The sequence below is a fragment of the Paracoccus sp. R12_2 genome, assembly GCF_017744015.1.
In the GTDB taxonomy this organism is placed as follows: Bacteria; Pseudomonadota; Alphaproteobacteria; order Rhodobacterales; family Rhodobacteraceae; genus Paracoccus.
The window spans coordinates 135,852-160,977 of the sequence record NZ_JAGHRA010000001.1 but is presented as its reverse complement, the minus strand read 5'-3'; the positions used below and the strand labels follow the sequence as shown (position 1 = coordinate 160,977).

At 67.8% G+C, this 25,126-nt stretch carries 22 protein-coding genes; 7 read left to right on the top strand and 15 right to left on the bottom strand.

Going from position 1 to position 25,126, the window contains the following annotated elements; translation table 11 throughout:
• Window positions 1–40: 40 nt before the first annotated feature.
• Entirely contained in the window at window positions 41–493 is a 453-nt protein-coding gene (locus J7359_RS00755) for a DNA polymerase III subunit chi (protein WP_209054620.1), read from the bottom strand.
• A 172-nt stretch (window positions 494–665) separates the two neighbouring features.
• Complete coding sequence (locus J7359_RS00750) at window positions 666–2,192, bottom strand: leucyl aminopeptidase (RefSeq protein ID WP_209054619.1); 1,527 nt, start codon at window positions 2,190–2,192, stop codon at window positions 666–668.
• A 115-nt stretch (window positions 2,193–2,307) separates the two neighbouring features.
• Here J7359_RS00750 and lptF point away from each other — a divergent pair, with 115 nt between their 5' ends.
• From lptF to rsmA, 6 genes are all read left to right on the top strand, one after another.
• The gene (gene lptF / locus J7359_RS00745; protein WP_209054967.1) at window positions 2,308–3,444 is read left to right on the top strand and encodes an LPS export ABC transporter permease LptF; all 1,137 of its coding nucleotides are present in this window, start codon (window positions 2,308–2,310) and stop codon (window positions 3,442–3,444) included.
• Window positions 3,441–4,550, top strand: coding sequence for an LPS export ABC transporter permease LptG (gene lptG, locus J7359_RS00740; RefSeq protein WP_209054618.1), 1,110 nt, complete (start codon window positions 3,441–3,443; stop codon window positions 4,548–4,550). Before lptF ends, lptG begins: the two co-directional genes overlap by 4 nt.
• On the top strand, window positions 4,547–6,964 hold the full coding sequence (lptD, locus tag J7359_RS00735) for an LPS assembly protein LptD (RefSeq protein ID WP_247740089.1): 2,418 nt from the start codon (window positions 4,547–4,549) through the stop codon (window positions 6,962–6,964). Before lptG ends, lptD begins: the two co-directional genes overlap by 4 nt.
• Before the next feature lie 34 nt (window positions 6,965–6,998).
• Window positions 6,999–8,264, top strand: a complete 1,266-nt coding sequence (locus J7359_RS00730) for a peptidylprolyl isomerase (RefSeq protein ID WP_209054617.1) — start codon at window positions 6,999–7,001, stop codon at window positions 8,262–8,264.
• A 10-nt stretch (window positions 8,265–8,274) separates the two neighbouring features.
• Window positions 8,275–9,240, top strand: coding sequence for a 4-hydroxythreonine-4-phosphate dehydrogenase PdxA (gene pdxA / locus J7359_RS00725; protein WP_209054616.1), 966 nt, complete (start codon window positions 8,275–8,277; stop codon window positions 9,238–9,240).
• A 121-nt stretch (window positions 9,241–9,361) separates the two neighbouring features.
• Window positions 9,362–10,216: a 16S rRNA (adenine(1518)-N(6)/adenine(1519)-N(6))-dimethyltransferase RsmA gene (gene rsmA, locus J7359_RS00720; RefSeq protein WP_209054615.1), complete on the top strand. Its 855-nt coding sequence runs from the start codon at window positions 9,362–9,364 to the stop codon at window positions 10,214–10,216.
• A 140-nt stretch (window positions 10,217–10,356) separates the two neighbouring features.
• Here rsmA and J7359_RS00715 read toward each other — a convergent pair whose 3' ends face one another.
• The 4 genes from J7359_RS00715 to speB form a co-directional block, all read right to left on the bottom strand.
• The gene (locus tag J7359_RS00715) at window positions 10,357–11,265 is read right to left on the bottom strand and encodes a DUF4167 domain-containing protein (protein ID WP_209054614.1); all 909 of its coding nucleotides are present in this window, start codon (window positions 11,263–11,265) and stop codon (window positions 10,357–10,359) included.
• Between the two features lie 255 nt (window positions 11,266–11,520).
• Window positions 11,521–12,345: a peptide chain release factor N(5)-glutamine methyltransferase gene (gene prmC / locus J7359_RS00710; protein WP_209054613.1), complete on the bottom strand. Its 825-nt coding sequence runs from the start codon at window positions 12,343–12,345 to the stop codon at window positions 11,521–11,523.
• The gene (prfA, locus tag J7359_RS00705; RefSeq protein WP_209054612.1) at window positions 12,342–13,397 is read right to left on the bottom strand and encodes a peptide chain release factor 1; all 1,056 of its coding nucleotides are present in this window, start codon (window positions 13,395–13,397) and stop codon (window positions 12,342–12,344) included. Before prfA ends, prmC begins: the two co-directional genes overlap by 4 nt.
• 98 nt (window positions 13,398–13,495) lie before the next feature.
• On the bottom strand, window positions 13,496–14,455 hold the full coding sequence (speB, locus tag J7359_RS00700; protein WP_209054611.1) for an agmatinase: 960 nt from the start codon (window positions 14,453–14,455) through the stop codon (window positions 13,496–13,498).
• Window positions 14,456–14,695: 240 nt separating this feature from the next.
• Here speB and J7359_RS00695 point away from each other — a divergent pair, with 240 nt between their 5' ends.
• Window positions 14,696–15,523, top strand: a complete 828-nt coding sequence (locus J7359_RS00695; RefSeq protein WP_209054610.1) for a MurR/RpiR family transcriptional regulator — start codon at window positions 14,696–14,698, stop codon at window positions 15,521–15,523.
• A 6-nt stretch (window positions 15,524–15,529) separates the two neighbouring features.
• On the opposite strand, the gene urtE is transcribed toward J7359_RS00695, so the two are convergent.
• From urtE to ureC, 9 genes are all read right to left on the bottom strand, one after another.
• Entirely contained in the window at window positions 15,530–16,240 is a 711-nt protein-coding gene (urtE, locus tag J7359_RS00690) for an urea ABC transporter ATP-binding subunit UrtE (protein ID WP_209054609.1), read from the bottom strand.
• 1 nt (window position 16,241) lies between these two features.
• On the bottom strand, window positions 16,242–16,982 hold the full coding sequence (gene urtD, locus J7359_RS00685) for an urea ABC transporter ATP-binding protein UrtD (protein WP_209054608.1): 741 nt from the start codon (window positions 16,980–16,982) through the stop codon (window positions 16,242–16,244).
• Complete coding sequence (urtC, locus tag J7359_RS00680) at window positions 16,979–18,214, bottom strand: urea ABC transporter permease subunit UrtC (RefSeq protein ID WP_209054607.1); 1,236 nt, start codon at window positions 18,212–18,214, stop codon at window positions 16,979–16,981. Before urtC ends, urtD begins: the two co-directional genes overlap by 4 nt.
• 1 nt (window position 18,215) lies before the next feature.
• Entirely contained in the window at window positions 18,216–20,141 is a 1,926-nt protein-coding gene (gene urtB, locus J7359_RS00675) for an urea ABC transporter permease subunit UrtB (RefSeq protein ID WP_209054606.1), read from the bottom strand.
• Window positions 20,142–20,201: 60 nt separating this feature from the next.
• On the bottom strand, window positions 20,202–21,485 hold the full coding sequence (urtA, locus tag J7359_RS00670) for an urea ABC transporter substrate-binding protein (protein ID WP_209054605.1): 1,284 nt from the start codon (window positions 21,483–21,485) through the stop codon (window positions 20,202–20,204).
• 193 nt (window positions 21,486–21,678) lie between these two features.
• The gene (gene ureG, locus J7359_RS00665; protein ID WP_209054604.1) at window positions 21,679–22,317 is read right to left on the bottom strand and encodes an urease accessory protein UreG; all 639 of its coding nucleotides are present in this window, start codon (window positions 22,315–22,317) and stop codon (window positions 21,679–21,681) included.
• On the bottom strand, window positions 22,314–22,964 hold the full coding sequence (locus J7359_RS00660; RefSeq protein WP_209054603.1) for an urease accessory UreF family protein: 651 nt from the start codon (window positions 22,962–22,964) through the stop codon (window positions 22,314–22,316). The genes ureG and J7359_RS00660 overlap by 4 nt, the downstream gene beginning before the upstream one ends.
• A complete protein-coding gene (locus tag J7359_RS00655; protein WP_209054602.1) occupies window positions 22,939–23,427 on the bottom strand; it encodes an urease accessory protein UreE in 489 nt (162 codons plus the stop codon). The genes J7359_RS00660 and J7359_RS00655 overlap by 26 nt, the downstream gene beginning before the upstream one ends.
• A 9-nt stretch (window positions 23,428–23,436) precedes the next feature.
• Complete coding sequence (gene ureC / locus J7359_RS00650) at window positions 23,437–25,125, bottom strand: urease subunit alpha (RefSeq protein WP_209054601.1); 1,689 nt, start codon at window positions 25,123–25,125, stop codon at window positions 23,437–23,439.
• Window position 25,126 lies beyond the last annotated feature (1 nt).

Below are 25,126 nucleotides of genomic sequence, written 5' to 3'. Positions count from 1 at the left end.
CCTTGGGCGTGTGCCCGAGGACGGATCACGACGGTCCGACCTAACGTTTGCGCTGCCAGTTTCCGTCCTCTTCGGACCAGTATTCCGCCACCACTCCGCCGCTGGTCAGCGCCTTCCATTGCTGGCGCGCGCGATCGACCGCCGAGGCATCGCCGCCGTCGAACAGGATGCAGGCGCGTTGCAGCGCGGTGACCTCATCGGCAGTGACCTCGGCCCCGTCCAGCGCCATAATGCAGGCGGGATCATTCGTGGCCTGCTGGCTGCCCGCCAGCGTCAGAAGGACCGGCTGGCGCGCGTCATGCGGTCCGCCGGCAAGCCCATGTGGCTGGAACCCCTCGGCCAGCCACAATTCGCGGTCCAGCCAGTCCATCCGTTCGGCATCGGTGCCGCGCAGTTCGACCCGCCAGCCGGCCTTCAGCGACTTGCCGATCAGCACCGGCAGCAGGCGTTCGACCGGCTGACGGGTGAGATGGTAGAACAGCACGTTGCCCATCAGCCCGGCCCGCCCGGATGTTGCGCAACAGCAGCGTGCGTTGCGTGTGCATGCAGGCGGGGTGCACGCGGTCCAAAGCCCTGCAAATGCTGGCGATCAGGCCGCACAGCGCGTGCACGGCGCGTGCACAGGGCGTGCACAGCGCGTACACCGCTTGCGCGCGTTGCGCGGATCATTCGTCCTCGAACCGGTCGCGCACTAGCCGGTCCAGCGTCATCACGCCCCAGCCGGTCGCACCCTTGGGCGCAAGCTGGGTTGCCGAAGGCGGCAGCGTGGTTCCGGCGATGTCCAGATGCGCCCAGGGCTGATCCTTGCGGATGAAGCGCTGCAGGAACTGCGCCGCGGTGATCGACCCGGCCGCGCGACCGCCACTGTTCTTCATGTCGGCCAGCCGCGACTTGATCAGCTTGTCATAGCCCGGCCCCAGGGGCAGCCGCCAAGCGCCTTCGCCTTCGGCCTTCGCCGCCGACAGGATGCCGTCGGCCAGCTTGTCGTCGTTCGAGAAGACACCGGCATTGTCGTGACCCAGCGCGACGATGACCGCGCCGGTCAGCGTGGCCAGATCCACGATGGCGCGCGGCTGGAACCGGGTTTGCGCATACCAAAGCACATCGGCCAGCACGAGGCGGCCTTCGGCGTCGGTGTTCACGACTTCGATCGTGTCGCCCTTCATCGAACGCACGATGTCGCCGGGACGCTGTGCAAGCCCGTCGGGCATGTTTTCCACCAGGCCGACAAGACCCACCACATTGGCCTTGGCGCGGCGCAGGGCCAGCGTGCGCATCACGCCCGCCACGACGCCCGCGCCGCCCATGTCCATGGTCATTTCCTCCATCCCCGCCGAGGGCTTGATCGAGATGCCGCCCGAATCGAACACCACGCCCTTGCCGACCAGCGCCAGCGGCGCGGCGTCCTTGTCGCCGCCGTTCCAGCGCATCACGACCACTTTCGACGGCGCGGCGCTGCCCTGTCCGACGGCCAGCAGCGCGCGCATGCCCAGGTCGCGCAGCTGATCTTCGTCCAGCACCTCGACGCTCAGGCCCAGTTCCTCCATCGCCTTCAGGCGGTCGGCGAAATCGGTGGTGGTCAGGATATTGGCCGGTTCGTTGACCAGATCGCGGGTGAAGAACACCCCTTCGGCCACCGCCGCGGCGTCCTGTGCCGCCTTGGCCAGCGCCTCGGGCGATTTGGCCATGAAGGTCACGCGCGGCTGATCGGACGCCGCATCCGATCCCTTGGCGTCGCCGCCTGCGTCACCGTCCGCGCCGCTGTCGTCGTCCTTGCCCGCATCCGTCCGATAGGCCGCGAAATCATAGCCGCGCAGCGCGATTCCCAGCGCGACGTCGTTCGCGCGCTTGTGTCCGCCTGCCAGCACCAGCGTATGGGTCTTGCCCAGCTTGGCGCCGATCGCAGCCCCGGCCTTGCGGGCCTCGGCCACGCTGGCATTGCCGGGCAGCGAGATCAGTTGCAGCGCCTCCGCGGCCATGCCCGCGGGGAAGGCCAGTTCCAGCGCGTCACCGGCCTTCAGCTTCTGCCCGGCGCCGGAGTCAAGCGCGCGGCGCGCGGCATCGCGGGCGGCGCGCGGCAGCCCCGAAGGCAGGCGGCCCCCCGACGGCACGATCAGCGCGATGCGCCCCTGGTGCCCGGCAAGTCCGTCGGTCGCGGTTTCGGTAAAGCTGATCTGCACGGGCTGGGTCATCTTCGCGCTCCTCACATCTGGTTGGCGCCGACCCTAGACCCGCTGCCGGGCCTTTTCCAGAGCCGCACCAACGGCTATCAGGATGAAACCCGCCCGCGAGGACCAGACGCCCCCGATGCCCCGGATCGACAAATACATTCTTGCCCAGATGCTGACGCTGTTCGGCTTTTTCGCGCTGGTGCTGGTGTCTGTCTATTGGATCAACCGTGCCGTCAGCCTGTTCGACGATCTGCTGAACGACGGACAGACCGCGCTGGTGGTGCTGGAATTCACCGCGCTGACGCTGCCCCTTGTGATCTCGGTGGTGCTGCCGGTCGCGGCCTTCACGGCGACTGCCTATGGCACCAACCGGCTGTCCAACGAATCCGAGCTGGTGGCGATGCAGTCGGCAGGAATGTCGCCGTGGCGGCTGGCCCGGCCGGTGCTGATCTTCGGGGTGTTCGTGGGCGTGATGGTCGCGGTGCTGGTGCACGGTCTGGTGCCGATGGCGCGGGCGCGGCTGGCCGACCGGCAGGCCGAGATCGCGCAGAACGTCACCGCACAATTCCTGCGGCCCGGCAGTTTCCAGTATCCCAGCGATGACATCACGCTGTTCATCCGCGACATTGCCGTCGATGGCAGGCTGCTGGATCTGTTCATCGAGGACCGGCGCGATCCCGGCGATCAGGTCATCTACACCTCGGAAGAGGCGCTGGTGGTGCGCAAGGACAGCGGCCCGGTGCTGATCCTGCTGGATGGTATGGCCCAGAACCTGAGCCGTCGCGACGACCGTCAGCGTCTTGCGGTGACGCGATTCGACGAACTCAGCTATGATATCGGGGCGATGATCGGCGGTTCGGGCCGCAAGGGCCGCGACCTGCGCGATTATGGCACGTTGCAACTGTTGCGCCCGGACCAGGCACTGCTGACGGCGACCGGCGCCAGCGCGGCGGATGCGCGCCGCGAGGCGCATGAGCGGATCGCCCAGCCCCTGCTGTCGCCGGTGGCGGCGATGATCGGTTTCGCCACGCTGCTGATCGGCGGCTATTCGCGATTCGGCGTCTGGCGGCAGGTGCTGTGGGCGGTTCTGGGGCTGATCGTGGTGCAGTTCCTGACCAACGCCGCAGCCGACCGGGCCAGCCGCGACCCCGAGATGTGGCCGCTTCTGTATCTGCCGGCGGTGGTGGGCGCGGTGATCTGTGTCCTGCTGTTATGGCTGGCGGCGCGACCAAGGCGGCTGCGCGCGGCGTCCGTGACGGGGCCGGCGGCATGATCCTGGCGCGCTATGTCTCGAACCGGTTCCTGCGCAGCCTGCTGACGGTGGCGGCGGTGTTCCTGCTGATCCTGTTGCTGATCGACATGATCGAGATGATCCGCAGATTTTCCGGCGATGATATCGGCGTGTCGGGTGCGGCGCGTCTGGCGGCGCTGAATGTCGCGGGCAGTTTCTATTCGATCCTGCCGCTGATCACGGTGCTGGCCGGGATCGCGCTGTTCCTGGGGCTGGCGCGCAGTTCCGAGATGGTGGCGATCCGCGCCTCGGGGCGGTCGGCGCTGAAGGTGGTGACGGCACCGGCGGTGACGGCGGGGCTGGTCGGCGCATTGGCCGTGGCGCTGCTGAACCCGATGGTCGCCGTGACCGGGCAGCGCTATGACGAGGCCGTGGCCGAGATCCAGCGCGATGGCCAGCAGACCGTGTCGGTCGGCGACAGCGCGCTGTGGCTGCGGCAGGCGGTCATCGAGGATGGCAAGGAATCCGGTCAGGTGGTGATCCGCGCCAGCCGTACCAGCCCCGATGCGACGACGCTGTATGATGCGACGTTCCTGGTCTTCGATCAGGACAGCGGCCCGGCCCGGCGGATCGAGGCGCGCGAGGCGCGGCTGGAGCCGGGCGAATGGCATCTGTCCGGGGTGCGCGATTACCGGTTGGACCGCCCCAACCCCGAAGCCGAGGTGGTGGCCGGCGAAACGCTGAGCCTTGCCTCGGACCTGACGGCGCAGCGCATCCGCGACGGGTTCGGCCGTCCCGAGGCGGTGCCGGTCTGGCAGTTGCCGTCCTTCATCGCGGGGCTGGAACGCGCCGGGTTCTCGGCCGCGCGGCACCGGGTCTGGTTCCAGATGGAACTGGCGCGCCCGTTCCTGATGGCGGCGATGATCTTCATCGCGGCGGCCTTCACCATGCGCCATATCCGTGGCCGCAATACCGGCGTCGCGGTTCTTCTGGCCTTCGGCGCCGGGATCGGGCTGTTCTTCCTGCGCAATCTGGCGCAGGTTCTGGGCGATAACGGGCAGGTCGTGCCGGCGATGGCCGCATGGACGCCGCCACTGGTGGGCGCGCTGCTGGCGGTGGCGCTGATCCTGCAGCGGGAGGATGGATGAAGCGTTCCCGACCGATCGCGCCCTGGGCGCGCAAGACCGGTGGATGGTTGGCCGGGTGGGCCGCGGCGACCGCGCTGATGGCCGGGGCGGGCGTGCTGCCCGCAGCGGCGCAGGAGACGCTGTTCGGCAACGATGGCGACGCGATGATCGGCCCGCAGATGCCCGGCGCGCCGCTGGCCACCGGGACCGGGCAGGCCGCGCTGGCACCCCAGGCGCGGCCGCTGGGTTTCGGGATCATCAGCGACCGCACCCCCGCCGCCGCGCGGCTGGAGGCGGTCGAACCGGATGCCGACATCACCTTGCCGGACCGCGCGGCCCCCGGCGATCGCAGCGACGCCGCCACGGTTCTGGCCGACACGATGGTCCTGCAGGGCGACCGGACGCTGATCGCTGCGGGCGGTGTCGTGGTCTGGTACCAGGGCGCGCGGCTGGTCGCCTCGCGTCTGATCGTGGACGGCGCCAGCGGCGATCTGACCATCGAGGGTCCGGTGCATCTGTCGCGCCCCGGTGCCCGCAATCGCGACGACGAGGCCGTGCTGATCGCCGATTCGGCGCAGCTGGACCGCGAATTGCAGGATGGCATCATCCGCGGCGCGCGGCTGGTGATCGCCCGCGAATTGCAGCTTGCCGCCACGGAACTGACCCGGACCGGCAACGGCCGGATGACGCGGCTGACCCATGTCGTCGCCTCGAGCTGCCAGGTCTGCGCCACGAATCCGACGCCGCTGTGGGAGATCCGCGCCCGCAGCATCACCCATGACGCGGAAACGCGGCTGCTGACCTTCGACCATCCGCAGATGCGCGCCTTTGGCGTGCCGGTCGCGGCGGTGCCGTTCACGATCACCGCACCCGATCCCACGGTCGAACGCAAGTCCGGCTTTCTGCGCCCCGAGATCCGCACCACGTCCGGGCTGGGGTTCGGCGTCAAGCTGCCCTATTTCCAGACGCTGGGCGATCATGCCGACCTGACCCTGACGCCCTATGTGTCGGTCAACCGCACCCGCACACTGGAGGCGCGGTATCGTCAGGCCTGGCGCAATGCGGTCACCGAATGGAACGGCGCGATCAGCCGCGACGACATCGAGCCGGGCGATACGCGCGGCTATCTGTTCGGCAACGCGCTGGTCGATCTGCCGCGCGACTATCGGCTTGGGCTTCAGCTGCAACTGGCCTCTGATCGCGGCTATCTGCTGGACTATGACATCACCGATGCCGACCGGCTGTGGAGCGGGGTGACCCTGGAACGGGTGACCCGCGACAAGCTGTTCTTCGGCCGTGTCGGCAATTACCGGTCGTTGCGCGACGACGAGGACAACGACACGTCGCCCGCGCAGGTGGCCGACGCGCTGTGGCAGCGCCGTTTCACGCCGCGACTGATCGGGGGCGAGGGGCTGATGGAATGGTCGATCCACGCCCATCGCCGTCCATCTGATGCCGATATCGTGGGACGCGACGTGGCGCGCGGATCCGTCGGGCTGGACTGGCGGCGCACCGAGATCCTGCCCGGCGGGCTGGTCGGCGCGGCGCTGGCGGGGCTGGACGCGGATCTGTACCGGATCGCCCAGGACGACCGTTTCGATGACGTCGAAAGCCGCGTCGATCCGATGGTCGGCGTCGAGTTGCGCTGGCCGCTGGCGGGCAGTTCCGCGGGCGCCACCCACCTGGTCGAACCGGTCGCGCAGATCCTGTGGTCGCCGCGCGGACGGGACGACGATATCCCCAACGAGGACAGCCGCCTGATCGAGTTCGATGAAGGCAACCTGTTCTCGGATAACCGCTTTCCCGGCTATGACGTGCGCGAAACCGGCCTGCGTGCCAATATCGGCGTCGGCTGGACCCGGATCGACCCTGCCGGCTGGTCCCTGGGACTGACCGGCGGGCGGGTGCTGCGGGCGCGCGACGACGATGCGTTCGCCGACGCCTCGCCGCTTGGCGGGCGGCGTTCGGACTGGCTGCTGGCCGCGAATTACGACAGCGGCACGGGGCTGGCCATCGCCAATCGCGCCCTGTTCGACGATTCGTTCAATGTCTCGCGGAACGAGTTGCGGGTGGGCTGGCTGCGTCCCGACCTGCAACTGTCGGCGGGCCATCTGTGGATCAACAGCGACGAGAACGAAAGCCGCGATCGGGACATCAGCGAATTGACCGCGAATGTCGGCTGGCAGATCGCCGAGGGCTGGTGGGGCAATGCCGAGACACGCTATGACTTTCAGGCCGACCGCGCGCAGAAGGCGGCGCTGGAGGTCACCTATCGGAACGAATGCATAACGCTGGAAATGGGCCTGTCGCGTCGGTTCACCGATTCCGACAGCGTCCGGCCCGAAACCAGCTTCGATCTGTCGGTTCGCCTTGGCGGGTTCGGCAGCCAGAAAGACGGTCCCGGCACGGTGGCGCGGCGCAGTTGCATGCGCTAGTCTTCGGCCGAAGAAAATCATTGGGGGGCAGCAGATGCGGCACATCCTTTCCGGCATAGCCTTGGTGGCGAGCCTGCTTATCGGCGCAGCCGCCCCGGCCGCCGCGCAAAACCCGTTCGAACCGATCGTCTATGTCAACGACAAGGCGGTGACCCGATACGAACTGCAGCAGCGCATGCGGTTCATGGAGGTGCTTGGCTCTCCGGCGGATACGGCGACGGCCGAACAGGCGCTGATCGACGACCGTCTGCGCATGTTTGCCGCCGGCCAGCTGGGGATCGAGGTCACCGACGAGGGGCTTCAGGCCGGGCTTGAGGAATTCGCCAGCCGTGCCGGGCTGTCCGCGGCCGAATTCACCGCCGCGCTGGAACGTGCCGGGGTCGAACCGCAGGTCTATCGCGATTTCGTGACGGCGGGCATCGCCTGGCGCGGCGTGATCCGGGCGCGGCTGCTGCCGCAGGTCGACGTGTCCGACGCCGAGGTGGATCAGGAACTGAAACGTCAGGTCGAGACGCCGATCGTGACCCGCGTGCTGTTGTCGGAACTGATCATTCCCGCGCCCGAGGGGCAGGAGCAGGCGGCGATGAACCGCGCCAGGTCGATTGCCGGCAGCAACCCGTCCGAGGCCCAGTTCGCGGCGGCGGCCCGGCAATATTCGGCCTCGGGCACGGCGTCTTCCGGGGGGCAGCTGAACTGGCTGGCGATCGAGAACCTGCCGCCCTCGCTGCGGCCGGTGATCCTGTCGCTGCGTCCCGGACAGACCTCTCAGCCGCTGAACGTGCCGGGTGCGGTGGTGCTGTTCCAGCTGCGCGACACCCAGGGCACGCTGCGTCCCGGCGCAAGGGAACAGGTGCTGGATTACATGACGCTGCGGCTTGCCTCGTCCACCGAGGCGGCGCAGCTGGCAGCGCGCGCGCGCAGCTGCGACACGCTGTATTCCGAGGCCGGCAGCGCCGCAGGCGCCATCCAGCGCCAGACCCAGTCGCAGAACGCGATCCCCACGCTGATCGCCACGCAGCTTGCCTCGCTGGACGACAACGAGGCGGCGGTGGTCAATTACGGCAACGCGGCGGAACTGGTCATGCTGTGTTCGCGCCAGCCGGCGATTCTGGCCGAGGCACAGAACGACGTGGCCACGACCGCACTGCCCGATGACGGGGTCGAGGCCGCCGTGCCCGATGCACAGGCCCTTCCCGACCGAGAGGTGGTGCGCGAAGAGCTGTTCAACCGCAAGGCCAGCACCGCCGCCGACGCCTATCTGGCGGAACTGCGCGCCGATGCGGTGATCCGGCGGCCGTGATGCGGCTCCAATGACCCGGCGCATCCTTCTGACCTGCGGCGAGCCTGCCGGGATCGGGCCTGAACTGGCGCCGCTGGCGCTGGCGTCGGGCGTCGATTTCGTCTGGATCGGCGATCCGCGGCATCTGCCCGATGGCACCGCCTTCGATCTGGTCAGCGCGCCGTCGGACCCGGTTCCGGCGGGGCGTCTGCCGGTGCTGGCCCATGATTTCGCGGCCCCCGCCACACCCGGCCGCCCCGATCCGGCCAACGCCGCCAGCGTGATCGAGGTGATCGCGCGTGCCGTCGATCTGCTGATGCGCGGCGAGGCGGCGGGAATGACGACGCTGCCGATCAACAAGCAGGCGTTGAAGGAAGGCGCGGGCTTCGCCTTTCCGGGCCATACGGAATACCTGGCCGATCTGGCGGGGGGCGTGCCGGTGGCGATGATGCTGGCCTCGACCACGGTGACGCCGCCCTGCCGCGTGGTGCCTGCGACGATCCATATCCCGCTGGCGCAGGTACCCGCCGCGCTGAGCGATCAGGCGCTGGAACAGGCGATCCGCATCACCCACGCCGCGCTGATCCGCGATTTCGGCGTTCCGGTGCCGCGCATCGCGGTGGCCGGGCTGAACCCCCACGCGGGCGAGGGCGGCACGATGGGCCGCGAAGAGGTTGACCGCATCAGGCCGTTGCTGGACCGGCTGCGTGCCGAGGGGCTGGACATCGCCGGGCCGTTGCCTGCCGACACCATGTTCCATGCGCCCGCCCGAAGCCGTTATGACGCGGCGATCTGCGCCTATCACGACCAGGCGCTGATCCCGATCAAGACGCTGGATTTCGCGGGTGGGGTGAATGTGACGCTGGGGCTGCCGTTCATCCGCACCTCGCCCGATCACGGCACCGCGTTCGACATCGCGGACACGGGCCGCGCCGATCCGGCCTCGACGATCGCCGCGCTGCGCATGGCCCGGCAGATGGCAGATCAGCGCCGATGACCCGATCACGCGGGCAGTGTTGCGACCGGGGTGGCCAGGGGGTGGGACACCCCATGGCCGGGGGGTGCGGGGGGCTGGCCCCCCGCCCGTCGCGGGACGCAATTCCAGGGTCGGATCCGCAATGACCGGGATCGACAATCTGCCGCCCCTGCGCGAGGTGATCGCGCGGCATGAACTGCGTGCCAAGAAGCAGCTTGGCCAGAATTTCCTGCTGGACCTGAACCTGACCGCCAAGATCGCCCGGCAGGCGGGCGATCTGGCGCAATGCGACGTGCTGGAAATCGGCCCCGGCCCCGGCGGGCTGACCCGTGGCCTGCTTGCCGAAGGCGCGCGGCATGTTCTGGCCATCGAAAAGGATCCGCGTGCCCTGCCGGCCCTTGCCGAAATCGCCTCGGCCTATCCCGGCCGGCTGTCGGTCATCAACGGCGACGCGCTGAGGATCGATCCGCTGCAGCATCTGACGCCGCCGATCCGGGTGGCCGCGAACCTGCCCTATAACATCGGGACCGAGTTGCTGATCCGCTGGCTGACGCCGCCGGACTGGCCGCCGTTCTGGCAGTCGCTGACGCTGATGTTCCAGAAAGAGGTGGCCGAACGCATCGTCGCGCGTCCGGGTGGCAAGTCCTATGGCCGCCTTGCCCTGCTGGCGCAGTGGCGGGCCAACGCGCAGATCGTGATGACCCTGCCCCCCGAGGCCTTCGTGCCCGCCCCCAAGGTGCATTCGGCGGTCGTCCACCTGACCGCCCTGGAACAGCCGCGCTTTCCCGCCGATCCGGCGGTGCTGTCGCAGGTGACGGCTGCGGCCTTCAATCAGCGGCGCAAGATGCTGCGCGCCAGCCTGCGCGGCCTGCATCCGCAGATCGAGCCTTTGCTGGAACAGGCGGGCATCGCGCCCACCGCCCGCGCGGAGGAGATCGACCTGGAAAGGTTCTGTGCCCTGGCCCGCGGCCTGGCCGTCGCGCGTCTTCAGGGCTGATCACCGCGGATCAAAAGCACCGGACGGCCAATGCCGATCGCGCCGCGTTCGGCATGGCGGCGTGAAAGCTGAAGGCGTGTGGATCATGAAAAAGGGCCGCTTGCGCGGCCCGTTCGTGATGTCGTCCGCAGAGTCGCGGTTCAGCCTTGCCCGGCGCCGCCCTCGGCCGTGTCGGCGCGCTGTTCGGGCGCCGCCGATTCGGCATCCCCGGCGTCCGGTTCGGGCTTGCGACGGCTGCGCGTGGTGGTGCTGCGCGGCGCCCGGGCACGCGGTGCCTTGGGCTTGCTGTCCTTCGCCTCGGTTTCGGGGGTAGGCACCGGCGCGGCGCTGTCGCCTTCGTCGGATGCCACCGCGTCGGGCAGGCCGTCGCCCTGCGGCGTCTCGGCCGCTGGCGGTTGCTGACGGCGCGTCCGAACACGTTTTTCCGCTGCGGGGGGCTGATCGGCAGACCCGGCATCGTTTGCGGCCGGCGCATCATCGCGGCGCTGGTCGCGGGGGCCATCATCCTGACGGCGCGGCTGCTGGTCCTGGGCGGGCGCGTCGCGACGGGCCTGGCCACGACCGTTCTGGTCCCGGCTGTCCTGATCACGACCACCCTGATCCCGGCCCGCTTGATCCCGGCCGCCCTGATCCCGGCCGCCGTGGTCACGATTGCCGAACTCGCGGTTGCCGTGGTCCCGATTGCCGTGATCGCGACCATTCTGACCGCCGTTCTGGCCGTTGCCGTTGCCTTCGCGCGGCTGCGCGTTGTCGTCATCGCCCTGGCGCTGATTCTGGTTGTGCTGCTGCTGGCGCTCGGCCATTTCGCGCTGCGCCTCGCCCAGCATCCGGGTGTAATGCTCGGCATGCTGCAGAAAGCTTTGCTCGGCCACGCGGTCGTTGGACAACTGCGCGTCACGGGCCAGGGTCAGGTATTTGTCGATGATCTGCTGCGGCGTGCCGCGGACCTTGCCTTCCGGGCCCGAGCTGTCAAAGACACGGTTGACGATATTCCCCAGCGAGCGCTGGCGGTTCGACTTGTTACGCGAACGGGATTTGGATGATCTCATCAGTCTGTCTGTCTGTAGGTTCCAGGTTGGTCTGGACGGCGTTTCGGGCGGCATCGCGGCGAAATCCGCGCCTTGCCGTGCAGCCCCGCCTTGCACCTTTCAGCGCGCGTCGCGCACCCGGTCGGTTTCGGCTTTGTCAGGCTGACCCGTGCGGTGGCCCTGCGGCCCCGGCACGTGGGTGACTAACCACGCAGGACCGGGGCTTACAAGGGAAAAGTTGTCCCTTGGCGGCATTTCCCTGCCGAAAGCGGGTTTTCATCCCCCGAAATCGGCCAGAACGACACGATTCCGCCCATCCAGATCGCGGATCAGGCGCGTCTTTGCGCCTTGGGCGCGGAACAGGGCCGACACCGCATCACCTTGGGTCGGGCCGATCTCGACCAGAACATGGCCGTCCTGTGTCAGCCGGTCGCGCGCGCCGGACGCGATTGCGCGATAGGCGGTCAGCCCGTCCCCACCGTCGGTCAGCGCCGAATGCGGTTCCCAGTCCAGAACGTCCGGGGCAAGACCCGCCATTTCCTGCTGCGCGATATAGGGCGGGTTCGACACGATCAGGTCAAAGCGTTCGGTCACGCCGTCATACCAGTCGGCCTGCGTGAAGGACGCCGTCACACCGATGATCTGGGCGTTCTCGCGCGCCACATCAAGGGCCGCTTTCGAGATGTCGGTGCCGGTTCCCGCCGTTCCCGGTCGCGCCGACAGCAGGGAAATCAGGATCGCGCCGGTGCCGGTCCCCAGATCCAGAACGCTGCGCCATGGCAGGTCCAGCGCCGCATCGACCAGCGTCTCGGTCTCGGGGCGCGGATCCAGGGTGTCCCGCGTGACCCGGAATCTGTGGGCGTGGAAATCGCGGAAACCGACGATTTGGGCCACAGGCTGGCGCGCCGCGCGTGCCGCGATTCCCTGATCGAGGCGTCGAAGCTGTTCGGCGGTCAGGTCGCGGTCGTCGGCGGTCCGCAGCAGGCCCGGCGCCACCCCCAGGATCGCCGCAAGGATCCGGTCGGCGTCACGCGGCGCGGCCTCGATCCCGGCGTCGCGCAGGGCGGCGGTGGCACGCGCGCGCGCCTGCGATAGCCTCATTCCTGGGCCGCCAGTCGCGCGGCCTGGTCATGGGCGGTCAGCGCATCGATGATCTCGGCCAGATCGCCGGCCATGACCCGGTCCAGCGCGTAAAGCGTCAGGTTGATCCGGTGATCGGTCATTCGGCCCTGCGGGAAATTATAGGTGCGGATGCGTTCGCTGCGGTCGCCCGAGCCGACCTGACTTTTGCGGTCGGCGGCGCGTTCGGCATCGGCCTTCTGCCGCTCCATGTCATAAAGCCGCGCGCGCAGCACGGCCATCGCGTTCGCGCGGTTCTGGTGCTGCGATTTTTCCGAGCTGGTCACCACGATCCCGGTCGGCAGATGGGTGATCCGCACGGCCGAATCGGTCGTGTTTACGTGCTGCCCGCCGGCACCGGATGCGCGCATCGTGTCGATCCGCACGTCGCTTGCGGGAATGTCGATCTGGGCGTCCTCGGCCGCCTCGGGCAGCACCGCGACGGTCGCCGCGCTGGTATGGATGCGCCCGCCCGATTCCGTCTCGGGCACGCGCTGGACGCGATGCACGCCCGATTCGTATTTCAGCCGCGCGAAGACGCCGTCCCCCTCGATCCGCGCGACGGCTTCCTTGACGCCACCCAGTTCGGTCTCGGCCAGTTCCAGCAGCTGGAAGGACCAGCCCTGCGCCTCGGCGTGGCGCCGATACATGGCCAGCAGGTCGCCCGCGAACAGCGCGGCCTCGTCGCCGCCGGTGCCGGGGCGGATCTCGATGATCGCGGGCCGGGCGTCGGCGGCATCCCTGGGCAGCAAGGCGATGCGCAGATCCTGTTCCAGCCCCGGCATCTCATCGCGCAGCCGCGCCAGTTCGTCCTCGGCCAGGGCGCGCATCTCGGGGTCGGTCAGCATCGCCTGTGCCTCGTCGATCCCGTCGCGCGCGGCACGCCAACGGGCGATCTGTTCGACCACGGGCCTCAGTTCGGCGTATTCGCGGCTGATCGCGGCAATCTTGGCAGGTTCGGTGCCGGCATTCAGCTGCGCCTCGAGAAACTCGAAACGCTGGGTGATCTGGGCAAGGCGGTCTTCTGGCAGCATCCGGATCGCTTACTCTGCGCGCGGCGGGTGGGCAAGCGGCCAGCCGGGCGTCTTCTTTGCCGAAACGCCCCCCCACCAGGGGGGCGGGGATGCAACCCTCAGCGCCGGGACCAGCCAAGGAGGGCGATCAGGTCCATCGCAACATGGGCCCCGGCGATGGCGGTGGCCCCGGTCGTGTCATAGGGCGGCGATACCTCGACCACGTCACCGCCGATCAGGCTTGTGCCCGCCAGTCCGCGCAGCAGCGCCGCGGCCTGCCACGACGCCAGCCCGCCCCAGACCGGGGTGCCGGTGCCGGGGGCGAAGGCCGGGTCCAGCGCGTCGATGTCGAAGGTCACATAGGCCGGTCGGTCGCCGATGACCGCGCGGATGCGCGACAGCGTCGCCTCGACCCCGTCCTGATGCACCGAGGGGGCGTCAAGGATGGTCACCCCAAGCGTGTCGGGATTTTCGGTACGGATGCCGATGCTGACGCTGGCCGCAGGATCGACCACGCCCTCGCGGATCGCCTTGTAGAGAAACGTGCCATGGTCGATCCGGTCCGGGTCGTCATCGACCCAGGTGTCGGAATGGGCGTCGAGCTGGATCAGCGCCACCGGACCCTGACGCGCCGCGACCGCGCGCAGGATCGGCAGGGTGATGAAATGATCGCCGCCAAGGGTGACTGGCGCCGCGCCGGCATCCATGATCGCGCCGATATGCGCCTCGATCCGGCCCGGCACCTCGCGCGTGTTCGCGTAATCGAACGCCATGTCGCCGTAATCGACGACATGCAGCACCGACAGCGGATCATAGCCCCAGCCATAGGGCGGGTCATAGGGTTGCAGGGTCGATGCCTCGCGGATCGCGCGCGGGCCGAACCGCGCGCCGGGACGGTGGGTCACCGCCTGGTCGAACGGAATGCCGGTCACGGCGACATCGACCCCCGCCAGATCCTTGGAATAGCGGCGGCGCAGAAAGCTGGTCGCCCCGCCGAAGGCATTCTCGAAGGACAGGCCGCGCGGGTCGGCGCGGGTGAAGGCCTGATCGACCTGGGTCTTCGCATCTTCCAGTGCCATGCCGCTCTCGTTCATCAAATTCCAACGCCGACACAGTGCCGCCGGGACCAGGACATCGCAAGCCGTCCGATCGCGCATCTTGCAGCTTCGCAGGCCAGCGTCGCGGCACCGGAACCCGGCACGTCCGCCGGTTGTTTCGAGAACCCTTATTCACCGCCAAGTTGCTGAGAATGCCGTGGAATATTTCCGAATCAGTCGGCATCATCAAATTCGGTTGGTTTAGTGAGTTCAGGCCGAATCATGAAAGACGGCGCCCCCCACAGCACGGATGAATTCATCGCCCGCATCCAGCAGATGCATGCCAGCCTGCCACGCCGGCTGCGGCAATGCGCGGAATATGCCGCGCGTCAGCAGGCGCGCATGGCGCAGGCCACGATTGCCGAGTTCGCGCGTGGTGCCGGGGTGCCCGCGTCGGCCGTGGTGCGGTTTTCGCAGGCGATGGGATTCTCGGGCTATGCCCAGATGCGGGATCTGTTCCGCACCCCGTTCGAATTGCCCCGCAGCGACTATGCCGCGCGCCTGGAGCAGCTGAGCCAGTATGGCGACAGCCGGCCCGCCGGTCTGCTGGCGACCTTCGCCGAGGCGGGTCGCATGTCGCTGGAACGAATGATCGCATCGGTCGACAGTTCGGATTTCGACCGGGCCGCGGGCATCCTGTCACGCGCCGCCCTTGTCCATGTGGTCGGCCACGGACGTTGCTTTGCCGCCGCGGCCCATACCGCCTATATCCTTGAGCGGGTCGAGGTTCCGGCGCTTTTGCATGGCGCGTTCGGTCAGATCAGCGGTGCTGCCTCGGTGCGCGAAGGCGACGCGGTCCTGGTCGTGTCCTTTTCGCCCGCGATGCCCGAAACGCTGGCATTCTGCACCGACCTGCGCGGCTGCGGCGCGGAAGTCGTCGCCATCGCCGATCCGGGCGTTGCCGCGCGGCTGGGACGGGACGTGCTGTCGCTGAACCTGGTCGAGGTCGAGGCCGCAGGTTTTCGACCGATGGTCGCGACCGCGACGCTGGCGCTGGCGTTGGCCGCGGCGGCGGGCGGGTTGCGCGCTCATGTCAGAAGGTCCGACTAGCGGCGTTCAGGCCGCCTTGGCGTGACCTGCCAGACGGGCGTGCAACGCCTCGCGCCGCAATTGCTGCTTGGGCCCCTGCATGACGGCGCGACCGCGTTCAAGCACCAGGAATTCGTCACCCAGATCCCACGCGAAGTCGAAGAACTGTTCGACCAGCACGATCACCATGTCGCCCCGGTCGCGCAGGGCTGCGATCACCCGCCCGATCTGTGCGATGATGTTGGGCTGGATGCCCTCGGTCGGCTCGTCCAGCAGCAGGACACGGGGGCGCGTGATCAGCGCCCGCGCGATGGCAAGCTGCTGTTGCTGGCCGCCGGACAGGTCGCCGCCCCGTCTGTGCGCCATCTCGGCCAGCACCGGGAAACTGTCGAAGATTTCGTCCGGGATGGCGCGTTCGCCGCGCGGCAGGCAGGCAAAGCCCGTCTCCATGTTCTCGCGCACGGTCAGCATCGGAAAGATCGCCCGGCCCTGCGGCACATAGCCGACGCCAAGCCGCGCCATCCGCTGCGCGCTGATCCGGCCCAGTTCGGTGCCGTCAAAGCTGATCGTGCCGCCGGATCGCGGATGGCGGCCCGCCAGCAGGTTCATCAGCGAGGTCTTGCCCACGCCGTTATTGCCCATCACGCAGGTCACCGCGCCGGGCCGCGCGGCGATGTCGATGCCGTGCAGGATCTGGCTGCCGCCATAATGCAGGGTCAGGTTCGTCGCGTTCAGCATGTCATCGCCCCAGATAGACTTCGATCACGTCGGGATTGCGGGTCACATGGTCCAGCGACCCTTCGGCCAGCACCGAGCCCTGATGCAGCACCGTCACCTTGCAATCCAGCCGGCGCACGAAATCCATGTCGTGTTCCACCACCACCACCGCCCGCGTTTCGGCCAGCCGACGCAGCAGCGTGGTGGTCTGTTCGCGTTCGGCCAGCGTCATGCCGGCGGCGGGTTCATCGACCAGCAACAGGCGCGGTTCCTGCGCCAGCAACATGCCGATTTCCAGCCACTGCTTTTGCCCATGACTGAGTTCGCCCGATTTGCGCTCGACCTGATCGGCCAGCCCCACCTCGGTCGCCAGTTCCGCGACCCGCGCGGCCGAGCCACGCGAGGGCCGCCAGCCCAGCACCGCAAAGGGGCTGCGGTTGTTCTTCAGCGCCATGGTCAGGTTGTCGGCCACCGACTGATCCTCGAACACGGTGGGGCGCTGGAACTTGCGGCCGATTCCGGCGCGGGCGATCTGTGCCTCGTTCATCTTCAGCAGGGAACGCGGCGGCTCGCCCCACAGGACGCGCCCCTCGTCCGGGCGGGTCTTGCCGGTCACGATGTCCATGAAGGTGGTCTTGCCGGCCCCGTTCGGGCCGATCACGGCGCGCAGTTCGGCATCGCCGATATTGAAGGACAGGCTGTTGATCGCCCTGAAGCCGTCGAAGCTGACCGATACGCCGTCCACCTCCAGAAGCGAGCTCATGCCTTGGCCTCCTGTTCCTGCAGGGCGCCCTGATCGGGGCCCAGATCGCGGCCCTGGCGGCGTGGCGACACGACGCCCCCCAGCCAGTCGAACAGCCCGGCGATCCCCCTGGGCGCGAACAGCGTCACCAGAACGAAGGACAGCCCCAGCGCCACCAGCCACCAGTCCACCCACTTGATCGTATAGAACGGCAGCGACAGGTCGGGCGCGCGGCCGCCGGTGAACCAGCTGGACAGCAGCGACACGACCACCGCGCCGATCACCGCGCCATACAGCCTGCCGCGCCCGCCGATGGCCACCCAGACCGCCAGATAGATCGAGGCGATGGGCGCCAGTTCGGCCGGGTTGATGATGCCCGCCTGCGGGTAATACAGCGCCCCCGCGATGGCGGTGATCATCGCGGCCAGCGTGAAGACCACCAGCTTGAAACCCTCGACCGGATAGCCAAGGAAACGCACGCGGGTCTCGTCATCGCGGATGGCGCGGATGACGCTGCCGAACTTGCCGCTGACCACCCATGCGGCCAGCAGATAGCCCAGACCCAGCGCGAAGGCCGAGGCCCACAGGAACCAGACCGACAGCCGCGCCTGCGACACGGTGTCGAGGCCGGGAATGTTCTGCAGACCCGACAGCCCGTTATTGCCGCGAAAGCCGCTGTCGTTCTGAAACAGCCACAGCGCCAGCGCCAGCGTCATCGCCTGGGTCAGGATCGACAGGTAGACGCCGTTCACCCGGCTGCGGAACGCCAGCCAGCCGAAGACCAGTGCCAGCAGCCCCGGCACGGCCAGCACCAGCAGCATCTGCAGGGGCAGCGAATGGGCGAAGGACCAGACCAGCGGCAGATCGGCGGAACCGACAACCCCGAAGATCTGGTTCGCCACGCCTTCCTGCAGTTCCAGCGGCGTCGGCGGAATGGCGTTGTTGGCCATCGAGGCGGCGACGATGGCTTCGGTGCGTGCATACATCAGCCATTGCCCGATCATGTAGCCGCCAAGCGCGAAGAACGCCATCTGGCCAAGGCTGAGAATGCCCAGATAGCCCCAGACCAGATCCATCGCGACCGCCGCCAGCGCAAGGCACAGCGTCTTGCCCAGCACCTTGACCATCGAGGTCGGCATCGCGCCGGTTCCGTAGGCCTGGCTGAGCGCGGTCACGGCGACGGTGAACACCGCAAGCCCCGCCAGCACGATCAGGGTCGAAGGGTTCTGCAGGATGAAGGGTTTGCGTTGCATATCAGGCCTCGGCGGCCCGCCCGCGCTGCGGAATGATGCCGCGCGGCCGGAACTGGATGAAGATGACGATGAACAGGATCATGAAGGTCTGCGCGGCCAGCGTGTTCGAGGGGTTGAAGGATTCGATCACCTTCGACAGCACTCCGATCAGCCCGGCCCCCGCCAGCGTCCCCCAGATGTTTCCGACGCCGCCGACCACGACGGTCATGAAGCTTTGCACGATGTAGTCCTGGCCAAGCTCGGACGTGACCTTGGCGAACAGGCCGATGGCGACGCCCGCGATGCCGGCGATCCCCGAGCCGAGGCCGAAGGTCATCATCGCGATGCGGTCGGGATTGATGCCCATGCTGGCGGCCATGCCGGGATTCTGGGTCACCGCGCGCACCTCGAGCCCCAGCCGGGTGCGCTTCATGATGAACAGGAACAGGCCCAGAAACAGCAGCGCCAGCACGAAGATCGCCACCCGGATGGTCGAGATCGAGATCACGTCGTTGACGGTGATCGCCCCTTCCAGCCAGGCGGGCGAGGTCAGCGGGCGGGCCTGGGTGCCGAAGACGTTCTTGGCGATCTGCTGCAGCGCGATGGACACGCCGAAGGTCGCCAGCAGCGTTTCAAGCGGGCGATGCGCCAGATGCCGGATCACCAGCCGATAAAGGACCACCCCGGCCGCGAATGTCACTGCAAAGGCCAGTGGCAGCGCGACGATCAGCGACAGGGTGCGATCCGCGATCAGCGTTTGCGTCACATAGCCGGTATAGGCGCCCATCATGATGAATTCGCCATGCGCCATGTTGATGACGCGCATCACCCCGAAGGTGATCGCCAGCCCGATCGCCGCAAGGAAATAGATCGAGGCCAGCGATAGCGCATCAATACCCAGATCAACCCCCTTCATCGCCGAAAGCCGCAACTGCGCGTTGCGTTGCGCGGCACGCGCGGCATCGGTCACGTCGCTGTCGGGTTCGGCATAGACCTCGAAATAGCGGTGGGCGTCTATGGCCGCCTGTGCCTCGGATTCGGTGGCGGCGGGGGTGACGGTGCCGGCGGCTTCCAGCGCGTCATATGCGCGGTCGCGGGCTGCGGGATCGCCAAGCGTGGCAACCGGCACGCCGCCCACCTTGCCATCGGCGATGTTGGCGGCAAGGCTGTCGCGCTGCGCCGCCGGTGTCAGGCGCGGCTGTGCAAGATCCTGCGCCTTCAGCAGGTCATAGGCGGCATCGCGGGACAGCAGATCGCCGCCGGGCGTCAGTTCGCGGGCGATATTGGCATCGCCGGGCTGGTCGGTCGCGGCGATCCGGCGCGTGACCAGCAGCGGGTTCAGGGCCGCGCGGAAATCCAGCCCGACATCACCGCTGAGCGCCTGGATCGCGGCGATCCGGGACGCGGGATCGGGGTCGTGCTGGATGGTCAGCAGCGTCTGCAAGCGGTCGCGCCGGGCCTGCAACGCGGGGTCGGGATCGGGCGGCGCATTGCGCAGCGCCTTCAGTTGATCGGCAGTTCCGGCCCGCGCAATCGAGTCCAGCGCCTGTGCGCGCATCGCTGCGTCAGGGTCGGAAATCTGGCTGGCGACAAGGGCCGATTCGATCAGCCCCCGCACACCCGAATTGGGACGCAGCATGTCGGGATCGGCGCCACTGACCGGTGTGCCTGTCGCCGCGTCCGTCATCACGTCGCCATCGACGATCAGCAGGCGTCCGTCATCGGTCAGGCCAAGGCTGCGGTCGGCCCATGCCGCCAGCAGTGCCGTTCCCTCGGGGCCGGTCGCGGCGATCTGGTCGATCAGCGGGCCGACCGTCGTGCGCGAGGGGCGTTCGATCTGATCCAGATTGTCGGCAATCACGGCGCGCAGGGCCGGATTGGCAGCGGCCGGCAGGGCCGAAAGCAATGTCAGCAACAGAACGATCAGCGGGCGGGCGGCATGGGTCACGATGGCATCTTCCCTGGGCTGGGGGCGAAGGGGCGCTTTCGCCCCTTCGCGGCGCACGGATCAGTAATTCGACTGAACCTGCACGCAGCTTTCGCTTTCGGTGTTCCACATACCGCAGGACTTGCCCGGCCAATCGGCGTCCAGAACCGACGATTCCGGCAGGAAATCGGTCCAGGCGTCGCCCGGCACGGGATCGGTCTGGCTGACGATGTCGAACTGGCCGTCTTCGCGGATCTCGCCGATCAGCACGGGCTTGGTCAGGTGGTGGTTCGGCAGGACCGTGGCGGTGCCGCCGGTCAGGTTCGGCACTTCGACGCCCACGATCGCGTCCAGCACCGGATCGACATCGGTCGTTCCGGCCTTCTCGACCGCCGCAACCCATGCGTTGAAGCCGATCATCGTGGCTTCCATCGGGTCATTGGTCACCCGGCTGTCGTCGCCGGTGAACTGGTGCCATTCCTTGATGAAGGCTTCGTTTTCGGGCGTGTCTGCGGTTTCGAAATAGTTCCAGGCCGCCATGTGACCGACCAGATTGGCGGTATCCAGCCCGGACAGTTCCTCTTCGCCGACCGAGAAGGCCATCACCGGAATGTCGTCGGCACTGACGCCTGCCGCCGCAAGTTCCTTGTAGAAACCCACATTCGCGTCGCCGTTGATGGTCGATACGACCCCGACCTTCTTGCCGTCTGCCCCCAGTGCGACGACGTCCGAGACGACCTTGGACCAGTCGGAATGGCCGAACGGCGTGTAGTTCACGAAGATCTTGCCATCGGCCAGTTCGTTGTCGGTCAGGTATCTTTCCAGGATGTTGTTCGTGGTGCGCGGATAGACATAGTCGGTTCCCAGCAGCGCCCATTTCTCGACGCCCAGTTCCTGGGCCATGTAATCCACCGCCGGGATCGCCTGCTGGTTCGGCGCGGCGCCGGTGTAGATGACGTTCTTCGAGGATTCCTCGCCCTCGTACTGCACGGGATAGAACAGCAGGCCGTTCAGTTCCTCGATCACCGGCAGCACCGATTTGCGGCTGACGCTGGTCCAGCAGCCGAAGATCGCATCCACATCGCTGACGGTCAGCAATTCGCGGGCCTTTTCGGCAAACAGCGGCCAGTCCGATGCCGGATCGACGACCACCGCCTCGATCGGGCGGCCCAGAAGCCCGCCCTTGGCGTTCTGCTGTTCGACCATCATCAGGACGGTGTCCTTCAGCGTGGTTTCGGAAATCGCCATGGTGCCGGACAGCGAATGCAGCACGCCGATCTTGATCGGCTCTCCCTCTTGGGCCCATGCGCCGTTGGCCAGCGCGATCGCGCTGCTCAGCATCAGCATCTTCGTGAAGGTGTTCATTCTCGCCCTTTCCGCCCGGCCCGCTGGCCGGTGTCCCTGTTGTGATGTCGTGGAAGGATCGCGCCTTCGCAGATGCAGAAAGAGCGGAAAAAGAGGCAGTTGGACAGGATTCGAGCAACCTTGGCGCGAGCCGGGCAGGGTTTGTGCGGCCAGGCGGCAGAGCCGGCCCGCGCTGCCCGACAATCGGGCAGCTTCAGGCCGGTTCGGGTGTCAGCCCACCCTGCCGGATCAGGAATTCGACGATCCGATCGACGCCGATTCCATGGCGCAGCGCGGCCATGATCACCGGGCGGGCACCACGGGATTCGACCGCATCGGATTCCAGCAGCACCGGGTCCACGCCGACATGCGGGGCCAGATCGGTCTTGTTCACGATCAGCAGATCGGACCGGGCAAGGCCGGGTCCACGCTTGCGCGGGATATCCTGACCCGCGGCGGTGTCGATGACATAGATCGTCAGATCGGCCAGTTCGGGCGAAAAGGTCGCCGCCAGGTTGTCGCCGCCCGATTCGATCAGGATCAGCTGCAGGTCGGGAAATGCCGCATTCAGATCGGCGATGGCGGCCAGGTTGATGCTGGCGTCTTCGCGGATCGCGGTATGCGGGCAGCCGCCGGTTTCGACGCCCCGGATGCGTTCGGCGGGCAAAACCTGCGCGCGCATCAGCGCCTCGGCATCCTCGCGGGTATAGATGTCGTTGGTGATGACGGCCATCGACAGGCGCGGTGCCAATGCGCGGGCCAGATGTTCGGTCAGGGTGGTCTTGCCGGCGCCGACGGGGCCGCCGATGCCGACGCGCAGGGGGCCGTGACTGGACGGCGGGGGCAGGCTCATGATCGGAAAATCCTTGTCTGCATGGTTTCGTGGCACATGGCGGCGATGTCCGCGCCCCATGTGGCGCTGTGAAGATCGGTGTCAGAGGCCGCTGCGGCACGCGCCGCCACGCGCAGGATCGCGGGTTGCAGGGCGGCCAGCATGGCCTGCCCCTCGACCGGACCCAGCGGCAGGAAGCGCACCGCCGCGCTGATCAGCGCCGCCGTCTGCGCCTGAAGCCAGGCCGCGATCAGTTCGGAACGGGGCAGGGGCATCGCCGCGCAGGCCCGCCCGAACGCCACCGGCAGTGCGGCGGGGGGCAGTGGCCGATCGATCGCCGATACGTTGGCGGCGAAGGCCGCGCCCTGTTCCAGCGTCTCGGTCAGCCGTTCCGAGGTCAGGCAGGAAGCGCGGGCCAGATCGTCCAGCGCGGCGTGATCGGCATCGTCGTGCAGGGACAGCGCGACCAGCACGGCGTCGGTCCATCCCGCGCCATGATCCAGCCAGTCGGCCAGCCAGACCGGCAGGGTGCTGCGTGTCACGGCGTGGCGGTCCATCGCGTGTTCCAGACCTTGCGACCATGCGAAACCGCCCACCGGAAAGGCGGGCGACAGATATTGCGCCAGCCGCAGCCGCGCGGCCTCAGGCGTGGTCGTGATGGTGGTCATGGCTGTGGCCGTGATCGTGACTGGCGCCGTGATCATGCCCGAAGGTGCGTCCATGGCCATAGGCGCCGCCTTCGGGGCTGAACGGCAGATCGGTGCATTCGACCGTCGCGCCAAGCTGGCGCAGCATGGCTTCAAGCACATGGTCCTGTCGGATGATCAGGCGGTCGGGCTCGATCCGGCAGGGGGTGTGGCGGTTGCCGATATGCCAGGCCAGCCTGGGCAGATCGCCGGTTACGACCAGCACCGGTTCCGGCGCGGCGCGCATGGCGATCCGGCGGCCGTCGGACAGCAGGAACGCGTCGCCATCCTCGACGCTGGTGACCTCGGGCAGATCCAGCAGGAAATCCCCCGCATCGAAGGTCAGCCGCTTGCGGCGCAGCAGGCGGGATTCGTAGTCCAGACGCAGCTCGCCCGCGAAGGGGCCGTGGGCGTTGCGGATGATGCGGTGGCAGTGAAGGGTCATCTTTCGGCCTCAGAACAGGAAATAACGCTGCGCCATCGGCAGCTCGGTCGCGGGTTCGCAGGTCAGCAACTGACCATCTGCGCGGACCTCGTAGGTTTCGGGATCGACCTCGATTTCGGGCATGGCGTCGTTCAGCGCCATGTCGGCCTTGCCGATGCCACGGGTGTCTTCGACCGCGATCAGCGATTTCGACAGACCGTCGCCCGCGCCCGCGTCCAGCCCCGCCCGACTGACGAACAGCGACGATGCGCGGCCCGTGTGTCCCCACATGGGGCGGCTGAAGACCGGCTGCACCGGGATCGAGCCGTTCGGATCGCCCATCTGCGCCACCGCGATCTGGCCGCCGACCAGGACCATTTCGGGCTTCACGCCGAAGAAGGCGGGCGACCACAGGACCAGATCGGCGCGCTTGCCACCTTCTATGCTGCCGATATGGCGCGAGACGCCATGCGCTATGGCCGGGTTGATCGTGTATTTGGCGATATAGCGGCGGGCGCGCAGGTTGTCGTTCTGACCCTGTTCGCCGGGCAGGCGACCGCGCTGGCGGCGCATCTTGTCGGCGGTCTGCCAGGTGCGGATGATCACCTCGCCCACGCGGCCCATGGCCTGACTGTCCGACGAAATGACGCTGAAGGCGCCCAGATCGTGCAGGATATCTTCGGCGGCGATGGTTTCGCGCCGGATGCGGCTTTCGGCGAAGGACACATCCTCGGGCACGCGCCGGTCCAGATGGTGGCAGACCATCAGCATGTCCAGATGTTCTTCGATGGTGTTGCCGGTATAGGGCCGCGTCGGGTTGGTGGACGATGGCAGCACGTTCGACATGCCGACCATGCGGATGATGTCGGGGGCGTGCCCTCCGCCCGCGCCCTCGGTGTGATAGGCATGGATTGTCCTGCCGGCGATGGCGGCCATCGTATCCTCGACAAAGCCCGACTCGTTCAGCGTGTCGGTATGGATCATTACCTGCACGTCCATCTGGTCGGCGACGGTCAGGCAGGTGTCGATGGCGGCGGGGGTGGTGCCCCAGTCTTCGTGCAGCTTCAGCGCGCAGGCCCCGGCGCGAACCTGTTCCTCCAGCGGCGCGGGCTGGCTGGCATTGCCCTTGCCCGCGATGCCGATATTGACGGGCAGGTCGGCGCAGGCCTCCAGCATGCGGGCGATGTGCCACGGGCCGGGGGTGCAGGTGGTGGCCAGCGTGCCATGCGCGGGGCCGGTGCCGCCGCCCAGCATCGTGGTGACGCCGGAGTGGATCGCGTGATCGACCTGCTGCGGGCAGATGAAATGGATATGGCAGTCAAATCCGCCGGGCGTCAGGATGCGGCCTTCACCGGCGATGATCTCGGTCCCCGGTCCGATGATCAGGGTGACACCGGGCTGGGTGTCGGGATTGCCCGCCTTGCCGATGCCCGCGACGCGCCCGTCCTTCAGCCCGACATCGGCCTTGACGATGCCCTGATGGTCGAAGACGACGACGCCGGTGATGACCGTGTCCATCGCACCGCCTTCGCGGGTGATCTGGCTTTGGCCCATGCCGTCGCGCACGACCTTGCCGCCGCCGAATTTCACCTCTTCGCCCGGCACGGTCAGGTCGCGTTCGATCTGGATCAGCAATTCCGTATCGGCCAGCCGGATCCGGTCGCCTGTGGTCGGGCCGTAAAGCGCCGCATAGTCGGCGCGGCTGAGTGTCTGGGCCATG